Source organism: Ruegeria sp. BE1, assembly GCF_056538885.1.
In genome coordinates this window covers 12,436-24,492 of sequence record NZ_JBQFTY010000007.1, presented here as the reverse complement: position 1 = coordinate 24,492, position 12,057 = coordinate 12,436, and the positions used below count along the sequence as shown (strand labels likewise).

Here is a 12,057-nt window from a genome sequence, read left to right as displayed (position 1 = left end):
CCGGGGTTTAGCGCTTGCCTGCTGCTTAATGCAGCACGGCTGCGGGGGGTCGGTGTCCGGTGCTGGGCATCGGGACAGAGGCCGTCATACGGCGCAGGGTCAGCCCAAGTTCTTCGGACAATGAGGTCAGCGCGGGCGCAAAGTCCGCCCGTACGATCAACGAAGCCATCATCATGGCGTCTTCGCGCGCACCCTCTGAGGCTGCAGCGATCATCTGCGCAAAGCAATTCTCATCCGCACCCAGGCACGCACATCCCAACCCATGACGGATCAAGGGACGTCGACCGTGATGCGCACAAAGCGTGCACAGCCGATCCAGCGTTAGCATCGCAGCGCGCCCGCTTTCCAGGCCAAGCGCGATCTCAAAGTCGCTGGCGGCATCTGCGCGGCCCTGCGCGCCTTCGCCCCATAGCCGCAAATACATTACGGCACCTGCCTCAACAGGGCTTAGGTCTGCAAGTCGGCCAACGGCTGCACCGCCACGGGGCGAGGACCTGCTCATTTCGTCAAGATCAACTTACCGGCGCGGGTGATGCGCAGCGTATACAGCTGGTCACCCAACTCGATATGGGCCAGGTTTCCACCCTTGGTCAGATCTTCTGCCTTGTGCGAGGGCAGCATGGAGACGGCATAGGTTTGGCTGGTATCTGTGTTTTGCATGTTCATCGGGACAACTCCAAAGGGTCTCGAGCGAAATACCTGAATCTGTTCGCGTTTTTTTTCGTCACATGGCTGACCCGACCGGGGTTGGCTGTCGTCTTGGCCTGTAATCTGATTAATTTAGTCAGGTATGTCAAGACCTGTTCGAGCAGATTCACCAAAGCGCTGTTATTTCGTGAAAATATCCGGCAGATTGCCGCAAAACCCTATCGCAACCCCCATGAGGCCCCCATGAGCGCAACCATCATGTTCGATCTGGACGGAACACTGGTAGACAGCATTGCCGATCTGGCCGCCGCCGCGAACAGAATGCTAGAGGATCAAAAGGTAGCACCCCTACCCCTGTCTCAGATTCAGCAGTTTGTGGGCAACGGCCTGCCAAAGCTGGTTGAGCGGGTGATTTTACATTGCACCCTGCCATTGGAAAAGCATGTCGAGCTGACACAGCAAACGCTGACCCACTACAACAACGCCGCCAGCGATCAAACGGTTGTTTATCCCAGCGTGATTGAGGCGCTTGAGCAGCTACGCGACATGGGCTGCGCGATGGGCGTTTGCACCAACAAGCCCGAAGCCCCCGCGCGCCATATTCTTGAGGCTCTGGGCCTTTCGCAATACTTCGATGCCGTTCTTGGCGGTGACAGCGTAACCAACCGCAAACCGGATCCGCGCCACCTGCAAGCCAGCTTTGCCGCTGTCCCCCAAACCGGCCCGTTCCTTTTTGTTGGAGACAGCGAAGTGGACGCGGAAACCGCGCTGCGGGCAGAAGTCCCATTTCTTCTGTTTACCGAAGGGTACCGTAAGTCGCCAATCACCGAGATTCCGCACACAGCCACCTATGACGCTGCTTCGGAATTGCCCGGGATCGTTACCGATGTATTGCTATCTCTGGGGAAAAGCGCATAGCGCAGCATGCATACCATCCCGTTAATGAGGGGCCGGCCGAGGGGGTAAGTAGCCAGCCCCCCACAGGGGAAAAGTGGTATCGTCCGAGTATTCCGTTCGATAAGTTACGGTTAACGGAACCTGATTTCTTTCGATACTGGGGGTTTCCCGTAGAGCTGATTAGAGCTCTGAAATCACGGACTATTTTTGTCGAAAAAATTGAACCCGACCCCAAGTAACAGGCGATTTCCACCTCAACTCCGCCCGTCACATTTTTGCCAACTTAAAACAGCATCCAAACCCTATGCGTTTTTTCTTTTATCTCGCCCAATTTCTTGCCCCCATCATTGGCCTTGTCGGCATTGGCATGATCGTCATCGGTGCCAAGACGCGGTCGATGATGAACCTGTCGATGATCGGTGCCTTGGGGAAAATGCACGAATGGGAACTTCATTGCAGATGACCTGCTCCCCTGAAATGCCCTCGATTTGAGATTAGCCTGTTCTCCAACTGAGGAGACAGACGATGAAGAGAAGCCGTTTCAGCGAAGAGCAGATCATTGGCATTCCGATGGATCACCAGGCTGGGCTTGGCGCGAAGGAGTTGTGCCGCAAGCATGGGATCAGCGATGCGACCTTCTACAAGTGGCGATCCAAGTATGGCGGCATGGAGGTTTCCGACGCTCGGTGGCTGAAGACGCTGGAATCTGAGAACGCCAAACTGAAGAAGATGCTGGCTGAGCAGATGATGGACGTGGCGATGCTGAAAGAGATGCTCGGAAAAAACTTCTGAAGCCCGGTTCGAGGAGGAATGCTGTGAACTGGGCGATGAAGACCAAGGGCTACAATCAACGACGCGCCTGCGCGCTGGCCGGGATCGATCCGCGTGTGTCTCGGCGCACGTCGAAGCGCCCTGCCGACACGGAACTGCGCACAAGGATGAAAGAACTGGCCTCTGAGCGGCGTCGGTTAGGATAGCCGTCCGAGGTGACCGCTGCGAGCGCACTCGGCTGATCACAGCCCAAAACAGTCGGTCACTGATTGCCTGAACGATCCTCAAACGGTTCTTGTCAAAGAGCTAGGTATTTTTCTGCGAGGATTTTACGAGATAGAATTCAACAACAAAGCTCGTGCGAATCTAAAGCCGTTTTCCAATGCGACGTCGATTTCCTGCAATAGATCCTTGTCACTTTCCTTTTTTGCTCCGTGGATTAAAGCGCTGCGAACTTTGTAAAAGTGTCTGAAGGCCTCTTCTGTCTTCGCGATCTCAGCGTCACTGCCACCCAATGCTCTCGAAACCTTCTTACTCAATTGTTTGCTACGTGTACTTTCTTCTGGATAAAAACGTTCAAAGATGATCGCTAGATCAAGTATTCGATCTTCTTTCGCGTATCTGCCAAATGTTCGTTGCGCTTCAGCGAGCCGGTGGATGAGCGGGGCGACAGTCGGGTATTCTGTTTCGCTCTTTCTCGAGAACAAGTTTACCGCTTCTAGAATCAGGTCAACATCTGCCGCCTTACGTTTTTGGAATGGGTCGTGAAAGTTCCCAACAAATTCGCCAGCGCGAGGCGATGTCACCTTTTGATCTTGCCCTAATAGTTGCGTGCTAGACTTGTGAACGGTACCCGGAAAATCGTAAACCCAAGTAATCGCGCACCGTAAAACAACCGACAAAAGTTCCGCAAATTCGGCGCTTTTGCGATGAAACAAAGGAGGCACATCCCTCGGAGGTCTGTCGGGGATGCGAGCATTTACATGGCGGATTTCGGGCTGCCAGCGGAATGGTGATGCAAAGCCAAAAAACAAATCTAGATTCCGTGCCTCTACTTGATCCGGCGCTCGATTTCGAAACCATTCTGGCTCAATGTAGTCACGCAATTCAGCGAAGGGCGCGATAAAGAAGCCATTGCCTAGCTCGATCTTATGCGGAACTTCTACGCCGTAAAACAGATCGACATCCAAGCCCAAGTCGAAATCACTACTCAAGGGCGAGGTCGCATGTCGCGACGCAAGCGACAGTAAAGAATTTAACTCCTGGACAGTGTTCAGGAATTTTTTGTTGGATCGGTAATATTGTCGAGCCATCACCCCAGAAATGAGTTGGGCGACGTCAGTGTAGGTGCTGCCGTTCAAAATTCCAACATGAACAACTTCAGGTCCAAGCTGCATCCTGAGTATCGAAGCAAATGCTGGGTGGATGCGCAGAAGAGATCTTACCGGTGCAAGCGCCTCCACTAGCGGCTTGTAGTATCGCCTTTGATCGCACTGTTTGGCGGTCAATGCATCATTGTAGACTTGGTAGTAGGCCTCTGTCGGAAATGGAGTTTCGTCCTTTCCATTGAAGGTACACTGCACCGGATACCCATTGGTTTCCCAATAATCTCGCAAGAAACTGTCTTGGACTTTTGCAAGTCTGCTCAAAGCATTGGACAGTCGGATTTCCCAATCTGAGGCATCAAAATTTTTCATATCTTACAAAAAATATAGGATCAATTGGATGAAACAACTCTGCTTTGTTTCAACTTAGTCGTTGGTACCGAGTGTGCAATGTACTTTGTGGATCGCCCCCATAACAGTCCTTCGCTGCATAAGTATTCAGTGGTGGCACTGAACCCATTGCCGCCATCGATCGTGCTTTCGGACTTTGCTCATCTACCAGTACGGCCACTTCTTCATACCCAACGATTCCAGGTGGTTCTCAAACAAAAAAGAGGTCGACATATCTGACGAAGCCCAAGGGGCCCAGTTTTGGAAACCGGTTGCGTCTACTTCCTGCGTTTCCGCAACTTCTGCTGCATCAAGAGGGTTCTCTGAGCTTGCCAACCGCCGCGTAACTACGTTCGAGTGCTTGCCGGGATCCGGCATTTGCATGCGTAACGTGACAGAAACCTGCGTGTCCTGAGTCCCGAATGTTGTAGGAAGTGTTGCCTTCGTCCCAAGAAAGTGCAGTGCTGAAATATCTGCCTTTATGAAAGATGCGCCCCTGATATTGCCGAGATTAATACTACTGACAAACTGATGTGGTGGCGCTTCCGGGCGGTTGATTATCGCCACATCAAACCGTACGCCAACAAGATTTGTCTTTTTGAATGAAGCAAAGTTAAGAAGCGTATCTATGAAGCGACATCCCTCAAACACTCCACCATCAAGAAAGCTTGCTTCAAATCGGCTACCGCTAAAATCTGATGCCCAAAAATACCCTTCCTGAAAATTGACTCCATCAAAGTCACACTTCCGCAAATCCAGTCGCCATTTACCGGTGTCAACTTTCACAGCTGTTCTGTGAACTCGGCCAATAACGTCAACTGCTCTCTGCAAATCTAACCGAGGCGTTTTTCTGTCAAAGGGCGGCTCCGTAAAAATTAAATTTTTGGCCGGGAATGTCCCTCTAACGTAAGCGGCAACAATTTTGACAATACGTGGCGCAGCTTCAGGCCTCTCAGCGACCAAGCCTTCAAGAGTATCTAAAGCAGCAGCCCTCGTCACCAAGTCGTCAACCCACTCATTAACGACAATCTGTTGACCTTCGCCATCATTCTGAACATGAGAAATCTCGTGGCGTGCCGTTAAGCCTTGCTGAGCGGCGCTGATTTTTTCGTTGAAGAGCGATTCTTCCGCGACCGCAACCTGTTTCGAAGCGACAATTGTGCGCCAAATGATGAAGGGCGCACCGATCAGTGCGGCGAGGACAAGACCAATGTTGCGTATAGCAGATCCATCCGCGTCGTTCTTGTAGGGACCGACCCTTAAGCTCGCCTGAAAAAAATCCGCAAGTACCACAAGAACAGATACAACCAAAAGGAGTACAAACAAAAGCAACAAGCTGCCCAGCACTCTCCCCAATGACTTAGCGTTGGCATAGTTTGGAGAACTGGTAAAACCCAACCAGTCTCTAAGGCTCATTGGAGTGTTGTGTTTAGAAATCATGGGCATTAAATCGAACAATTTCAGAGTTTTCAGGCACAATAATCTCGCCTGCATTTTGTTGCTTTACACTGATCTCTTGACCGCAATTTTTCAACCGTGATTGTTTTTAAAGCATCAAACGCGCCAAACGAGCCCTGAGCTGTCATTGCCACACCAACTGGATGCTACGGATGCATTTGGCGGGTCGCAACCCACAGCGGACATTGCCTATCGGCACTTCTTGGGCCGTCTGTCGGACGATCTAGCAACAACATAACGAAATGAACCCTCGACCAACGCAGGCATTTAGAGCAATCTGTTTTCGATACTTAAGTCTTTAAGGAAAGTACTTTTGCAGGAAACCATACCTCAACTTGAGGAAGAGCTAGAGACCCTCGTAAGCAGGTTCGTTGAGAACGCCACAAGGGCCCGAGCTCCGGCCATGGGCGAGATTACCAGGCATCGTCTATTTGAAGGGCACAATTCGGCCATCGTTCGGCCCAATGGCGAGGAGGATGAAACCGAGATTCGAGAGTTTTCTGCTGAATCTGAAATCCCCAGCAAGACCGTACTGTATGCCAACCTCGACGAAATTCTCCAGTGTTTTCTCCCCGTTGCAGAGGCGATGGCATCTGACCACGAGAAGATGTTCTTTGAGGTCATGCAAGAAACCACAAAGAAGACCGGAAACGTCGTGGACGGAGGCGGGCAACCGCTTTCTCACGAAATGATCTTGGAAGTTCTGGAAACCATACAGATTGATTTCGACGCAGACGGGAACCCAAGGATGCCAACGATGATGATTAGCCCAGCCATGGAGCCGCGAATTAAGGAACTAATTGATGACCCCGCGGCAAAAAACTTTGAGAAGGAACAACAAAAGATAATTGAAAAGAAGAGGCTTGAGTGGCGTGATCGAGAAGCTAATCGAACATTGGTTGGATAGCATAGGAGAGCGTGGCTATCAGTCGGCGTTCCTGCAAATGCTGGTAGGCGAGGGTCATACAATTGTTCATTCAACCCGCCACACGCCGATAGAATTTGGGAAAGACGTAATAACAATCGACTCTGATGGGACGCCTTGTGCGTATCAGCTAAAAGGTAATCCTGGATCACGGCTGACATTAAGTCAGTTTCGGGACATCAAACCACAACTTACAGAGCTTGTTGAGCAACCAATCGTCTATGCCGGAGTTCCAGATTCACCCCACAAATGCGTGTTGGTGACAAATGGTGAAGTTGAGGAAGAAGTTCAAAGAGCCATTGACGATATGAACCGTGACCTAGAGCGTCGTGGCTTTCATCCCAACCAGCGGTTGGAAATAGTGTCTAGGGGACAAATGCTGGCTTGGGCAATCGAGCACTCTGGGGACTTTTGGCCGAATGACTTCTCTGTACATGAAAACCTTATCCGTATGTACAACGTGGACGGGAGAGATCAGCCTGACATGGAGTTGCTGTCGAGTTCCCTCGATGCAATTTTGGCCATTTCTAAGAAAAGACCGAAAACGAAGAAGCCAGCATTCGTTCGCTCGATGGTTTCGGCTTCATTATTCATTTCGTTTGCGATCAGAAACTACATTCGTGCTTCCAACCACAACGCGGTAGTCGCTGCCTGGGTTTCGCTACTAGGTATGTATGCCTGTGCTCTTGATCGATAGATGCCTATGCCGTAAGCGTTGCATGCAGCCCCGCTGTGCCCTCTAAACAGGTATATTCACTCTATATATGGTGCCTCCAAAAGGATTGAGCATCATGGAAACGCATTCATTCCAAGCATATGGTTTCACAATCGAAGTCCACGCCGGCGGTCGACGTGTCTGGCCACCCAGTTTCAAACACTTTGTGAAGCAGAAACTCGATTCCGGTGAATTCACCGTTGAACAAGTCATGGCTGATTGCAACGTCTCAAAGTCTCTTGTTTACAAATGGCGGGCAGATGTGCGGCGGGCCAATCGCGGACGAACTGAAGTGCGAGAAGAACACGTTTTCTCGGAAATCGTTGTGGCGGATTTTGATGATCCGAACACCGCAACTCCGATCATTTCGCACATCGAAATCCGTGTGGGTTCGGTCGAACTTATCTTGCCAGAGGCGTTCCCGATCGACGATCTGATCAAAATTGTTATGGCAGTGGAGCCTAGGACGTGATTTCTCCCGCGGGCAACTACAAACTATATCTGGCATCGAAACCCGTAGATTTTCGAAAGGGTATGGATGGCCTGGCCGCTATCGTGATGAACGAATTTGACCTCGACCCATTCAGCGGCGCGATCTTCATTTTTCGCTCCAAACGAACGGACAGAATGAAACTGATCGTCTGGGACGGCACCGGACTGGTTCTGGTTTACAAACGGTTGGAAGGAAAGGGATTTGAGTGGCCGAGGATGCGGGGTGGTGTAATTTCCATCAGCAAAGCTCAGTTCGAAGCTCTCTTTGAGGGGCTTGACTGGAGACGTGTTGCGTCACGAGGGATCAACCGGCCAGCTCTGGCTTGACCTTTCCCTCCATATCAACTGGACGTTCATTGCGCGTTCATCGAAATGGAAAGAAGCGGACTTTGCTGTCGTTTGTCATTTTCATTCAAACGCTGCTCTCGTTTCCTAAGTGGAACTTCGGCAAATCTACTGGGCCTAAGAAAACGACCTACGTTTGGGCCAGAAAATGATTCAGTTATAGGTCTCCCTGTGCCTCCCGCCATCGATCACACCCGATACTTGGCAAGCTCATTCCAAAACAATTCAACTGCGGCAGACGTGTTCTGAGACTTGCGCGCTGCACAAATATTCCATGTAAGGTCCTGTTTCATCGACACGGGTTTTGCGGTCTTTGCACGGATCAGCTCTGCGAATGTGTCCGGCATCCCTCCAACGACAAATTCAGGCTCTGCCAGCAATCCGGTCAGGAGGGTGTAGTCGTCGCATTCGATATGCGGCTGTGCATCGACCTTTTTGACCGCCTCGGCGCCGCCACCAAGCGCTTTTGTCAAAGCGGCTTTCCAGTGTTTGTGGAGATGCGGTGATGCAAAGGGAAAATCGAAAATGCCTGCCATGGTTTGAGGACCGCGCTGGTGAATCTCATGATCGCGATGAGCAACGAACTGGATTGATTGCTTCTCCATCACCATGATCTCCACATCTTCGGCTTCAGGTGTGTAGGTCAGATCCCCGAGGAACACGTCGAATTCGCCCGCCTGCAATAAATCCAGCGGACGCGCGTAGGCGCTCACCAGAATTCGGAAGCGCAGGTCAGGCATCGACTGTCGCACGGCGCCCAAGACGGGCAGGATCAAAGTTCTTGTGGTCAGCGGCCCGCACCCGATCAGCAATGTGCCCGGCCCAGTTTCACGCAAGTCAGCAACACGGGTCGCGTAGCGGTCCAGATCCTCGCGCAGCGCCTGAGCGATGGGTAAGAACTCCTGCCCCGCGCGTGTCAACGTGCTGCTGTTGCGGCTGCGATGGAACAAAACAAGTCCCGTGTGCTCCTCAGCCTGCCCGACATAGCGGGACAGAGACGCGTTGGAGACACCCATCGCACGAGCGGCATTCTGGAAACTGCCGGTCTCAGCCAGTGCAAGAAAGGCGGTCAAAGCGTTTTCGTTCATCATGCGGTCAATTTCATTTCAGGTTTCGCGTTTTAGTTTTCACAATATGAAATCATGGTAAAGCGCTGTTGCGACAAGAAAGTCTCAATCGCTATCCCTGATGGACCCTTCGATACTTTCACCATCGATAACGTCTTCTACGTCCACTGAGGTAACAATGCTCATTCTTCGATCCATTGCGGTTTCCGCCACGCTGGCCACGGCGACGCTCTGTGCCCTGCCGGTTTTGGCGGAAACAGACCAGCCCAACATCCTTGTCATCATGGCCGACGATGTCGGCTGGGCCAGTCTCGGCAGCTATCATCAAGGCGTGAAGAGCATCCAAACCCCCAATCTTGATCAACTGGCCGCCGATGGCATGCGTTTGACGGACTACTATGCTCAGCCAAGCTGCACCGCTGGGCGATCCGCCTTTATCACCGGGCAATTGCCGGTTCGTACCGGAATGCACACGGTTGGCCTGCCGGGAGATCCTGAAAAGGGTCTGAATGAAAATGACCCGACCTTGGCCAATATGCTGAAATCTTTGGGCTACACGACCGGGCAGTTTGGCAAGAACCATCTGGGTGACATGAACAAATTCCTGCCGACGGTGAAGGGCTTTGATGAATATTGGGGCTGGCTCTATCATCTAAACGCGATGGAATACACATCCGATCCGGACTGGCCGAAGGATCAGAAATTCAACGATACTTTTGGCCCTCGGAACATCATTCACGCCTATGCCACGGACACGGTCGATGAAACCGTAGATCCGCGCTGGGGCCTGGTTGGCAAGCAACGCATCATCGACGATGGCCCAGCACCGCCTGAACGGCAGAAGACATTGGATGACGAGGTGACGGTCCATACGCTGGACTTCATCAACCGAGCAGTCGATAGCGATACGCCGTTCTTTGTCTGGATGGCCCCGGCGCGCGCGCATGTCTGGACCCATTTGAGCCCGGAATACGAGGCCATGCTGGGCGACGGGCGCGGTTTGCAGGATGTCGTGATGAAAGAGCTGGACGACAACGTGGGAAAAGTCATGGCGCGGCTGGACGAGCTGGGCGTCTCGGACAACACGATTGTTGTCTTTACGTCTGACAACGGCCCCGAAACCATGACATGGCCTGACGGGGGAACAACCCCGTTCCATGGCGAAAAGGGCACGACATGGGAAGGCGGCTTCCGCGTCCCGGCCATCATTCGCTGGCCCGGAAAGGTCCCTGCCGGAACCGTGAGCAATGGGATTTTTGCCGGTCTTGACTGGATGCCAACGCTTGTCGCCGCTGCCGGGGGACCTGATGACCTGCCTGCGTCCTTGTTGGAGGGCTACGAGGGCTATCAGGTGCATCTGGATGGGTATAACCAATTGTCATTCCTGACTGGCGACGACGAAAGCAACCGGGACGAGATCATCTACTACGAAGGCCCGGATCTGCAAGCTGTGCGTCACGGAGACTGGAAGGCACATTTCACGATCCAATCCGAAGGTTGGGCTGGCCCCAAAGAGGAACTTAACGCCCCCCTGCTGTTCAACCTGCGTCGCGATCCTTACGAAAAAGCGGCCGAGGAATCGGGGATGTACACACGGTGGATGGGCAACAAGATGTGGGCCTTTGGGCCGGCGGCCAAAATCGTCCAAAACCACCTTTCTACGTTCAAGGACTATCCTCCGAGAGGGTCTGACGTCACAAACCAAGGTCATGTTGAAGAACAGATCTCAACCGAAGGTGGGATGTCCCAGTAGAAAATCAATTCTCGGGAGGCAACAATTCGTGCCTCCCGATCCTTACAAGAACTCGCGGGAAACACCTGCTGACGAATGCCCACTTTGCGGACAAACCGGACTTACGCAGTTGCGGCTATTGCTGACGCAGCATTTGTTCGCGTGTGAAGCACCCGTGTTGCTACTGCGCGGCGGCTGTCGACAGACAGGTTATTCTGGGTCGAAGATTTTGCCAAAGCCGGAGTTACACTTTCGCCGCGGCCATTTCGGACGAACGACACGCACAACGAAGCGATCATACGGGCTGTAAGGATTTCCGCCAGACAGATATGTGTTTGGTGCTTTTGTGATCAAATGGTGAGCGATCCCAGTCCGACCATCGGTGCTCCAATACAAGCCCCGCCAATTTCGCCATCAGATCAAGTTCGGAAGGCCAAGCATACCGAAACGGAATTGCGAGATGTCTGTGCCCCCGATCATTCACCCAGAAATGGTGCGAAGTGTAGTTTTGAGTCACGATGTCGAATTCATCGACGCCAAAGTGTTGAGGATCGCTCGAAAATGCGTGCATTGTCTCGCCAATAGGTAACTTCTGGATCGGCGGCACCTGGGTTTCGATGAGAAACCGACCGGACGGTCCAAGGTGTCGCGCGGCGTTTTTAAAACAGGCAATCTGAGCGTCTTGAGTTTTCAGATTATCGATGGTGTTGAAAACCAGAAAAACAAGGGAAAACACACCAGCAACCTGCGCCGTGGTCATATCGCCAATCGCGACTTCCATTGGCTCTCCAGTTTCTTTTTGCCGCAGGCGGTCTACCATTGCCGAAGACAATTCAATGCCCTTAACGACAGCTCCTTTTTCGGCAAGCGGCAGGGCTATTCTTCCTGTTCCGACTGCGAACTCAAGAATGCTGCATCCGCCTGACAAGTCAAAGAGGCAATCAACTGTCTTCTTTATCAATGCGGGGTCATGCCCACCGTGGTCTCGATCATATGTCTTTGCGACGTCTTCATCGAAATAATTGTCACTCCTCATTTGTGGAACTTGCTCCCGTGAACGCTGAACACTTGATCATGCGGCACCTTATCGGGAGGACCCACCAATGCCCAACCTGCAAATGTGAGACTCGGCTCAGCGGCACCTGTCGCTGCAAGGCGTATTTGCTCTAGATCGAAATCACAAACTCAAACCGTTCAACTCCGCGGACGAGGTACCATCGTGCTCCTATCACCGGCCAACGAACGGAGTTGGGGCTGCGATACAGTTGGGGTCGCTTCTTTTGCTTGTAAAC

General features: G+C 52.2%; 12 protein-coding genes and 2 pseudogenes. 8 read left to right on the top strand and 6 right to left on the bottom strand.

The genetic code is table 11. From position 1 onward, the window contains the following. Positions 1 to 25: 25 nt before the first annotated feature. Both ACR0J5_RS17840 and hemP read right to left on the bottom strand, forming a co-directional pair. The gene (locus tag ACR0J5_RS17840) at positions 26 to 424 is read right to left on the bottom strand and encodes a hypothetical protein (protein WP_480655774.1); all 399 of its coding nucleotides are present in this window, start codon (positions 422 to 424) and stop codon (positions 26 to 28) included. Between the two features lie 74 nt (positions 425 to 498). Beyond that, positions 499 to 666 carry a hemin uptake protein HemP gene (gene hemP, locus ACR0J5_RS17835; protein WP_480655772.1) on the bottom strand — a complete coding sequence of 56 codons (168 nt, stop codon included), beginning with the start codon at positions 664 to 666 and terminating at the stop codon, positions 499 to 501. A gap of 225 nt (positions 667 to 891) precedes the next feature. Here hemP and gph point away from each other — a divergent pair, with 225 nt between their 5' ends. The 3 genes and pseudogenes from gph to ACR0J5_RS17820 all read left to right on the top strand — a co-directional run. After that, positions 892 to 1,566 carry a phosphoglycolate phosphatase gene (gene gph / locus ACR0J5_RS17830; RefSeq protein WP_480655770.1) on the top strand — a complete coding sequence of 225 codons (675 nt, stop codon included), beginning with the start codon at positions 892 to 894 and terminating at the stop codon, positions 1,564 to 1,566. A 337-nt stretch (positions 1,567 to 1,903) separates the two neighbouring features. Further along, positions 1,904 to 2,005, top strand: a pseudogene (locus ACR0J5_RS17825) (carboxymuconolactone decarboxylase family protein); the annotation flags it as partial. 65 nt (positions 2,006 to 2,070) lie between these two features. After that, positions 2,071 to 2,519: pseudogene (locus ACR0J5_RS17820) on the top strand (transposase); the annotation flags it as partial. Positions 2,520 to 2,645: 126 nt separating this feature from the next. Here the strand turns inward: ACR0J5_RS17820 and ACR0J5_RS17815 are convergent. Next, on the bottom strand, positions 2,646 to 4,013 hold the full coding sequence (locus ACR0J5_RS17815) for a hypothetical protein (RefSeq protein WP_480655768.1): 1,368 nt from the start codon (positions 4,011 to 4,013) through the stop codon (positions 2,646 to 2,648). A 183-nt stretch (positions 4,014 to 4,196) separates the two neighbouring features. Further along, positions 4,197 to 5,525, bottom strand: a complete 1,329-nt coding sequence (locus ACR0J5_RS17810; protein ID WP_480655766.1) for a pentapeptide repeat-containing protein — start codon at positions 5,523 to 5,525, stop codon at positions 4,197 to 4,199. Positions 5,526 to 5,802: 277 nt separating this feature from the next. On the opposite strand from ACR0J5_RS17810, the gene ACR0J5_RS17805 reads away from it, so the two are divergent. From ACR0J5_RS17805 to tnpB, 4 genes are all read left to right on the top strand, one after another. Further along, positions 5,803 to 6,396 (top strand): hypothetical protein, encoded by a 594-nt coding sequence (locus ACR0J5_RS17805; protein ID WP_480655764.1) that lies wholly within the window; start codon positions 5,803 to 5,805, stop codon positions 6,394 to 6,396. Next, positions 6,362 to 7,111, top strand: coding sequence for a hypothetical protein (locus ACR0J5_RS17800; RefSeq protein ID WP_480655763.1), 750 nt, complete (start codon positions 6,362 to 6,364; stop codon positions 7,109 to 7,111). Before ACR0J5_RS17805 ends, ACR0J5_RS17800 begins: the two co-directional genes overlap by 35 nt. 94 nt (positions 7,112 to 7,205) lie before the next feature. Further along, on the top strand, positions 7,206 to 7,601 hold the full coding sequence (locus ACR0J5_RS17795) for a hypothetical protein (RefSeq protein ID WP_480655761.1): 396 nt from the start codon (positions 7,206 to 7,208) through the stop codon (positions 7,599 to 7,601). After that, the gene (tnpB, locus tag ACR0J5_RS17790) at positions 7,598 to 7,948 is read left to right on the top strand and encodes an IS66 family insertion sequence element accessory protein TnpB (protein ID WP_480655759.1); all 351 of its coding nucleotides are present in this window, start codon (positions 7,598 to 7,600) and stop codon (positions 7,946 to 7,948) included. The genes ACR0J5_RS17795 and tnpB overlap by 4 nt, the downstream gene beginning before the upstream one ends. Positions 7,949 to 8,154: 206 nt before the next feature. On the opposite strand, the gene ACR0J5_RS17785 is transcribed toward tnpB, so the two are convergent. After that, the gene (locus ACR0J5_RS17785) at positions 8,155 to 9,057 is read right to left on the bottom strand and encodes a LysR family transcriptional regulator (RefSeq protein ID WP_480655757.1); all 903 of its coding nucleotides are present in this window, start codon (positions 9,055 to 9,057) and stop codon (positions 8,155 to 8,157) included. Between the two features lie 154 nt (positions 9,058 to 9,211). Between ACR0J5_RS17785 and ACR0J5_RS17780 the strand changes: the two genes are divergently transcribed. Next, on the top strand, positions 9,212 to 10,786 hold the full coding sequence (locus ACR0J5_RS17780; RefSeq protein ID WP_480655755.1) for an arylsulfatase: 1,575 nt from the start codon (positions 9,212 to 9,214) through the stop codon (positions 10,784 to 10,786). A gap of 274 nt (positions 10,787 to 11,060) precedes the next feature. Here ACR0J5_RS17780 and ACR0J5_RS17775 read toward each other — a convergent pair whose 3' ends face one another. Beyond that, positions 11,061 to 11,726: a class I SAM-dependent methyltransferase gene (locus tag ACR0J5_RS17775; RefSeq protein ID WP_480655753.1), complete on the bottom strand. Its 666-nt coding sequence runs from the start codon at positions 11,724 to 11,726 to the stop codon at positions 11,061 to 11,063. Positions 11,727 to 12,057 lie beyond the last annotated feature (331 nt).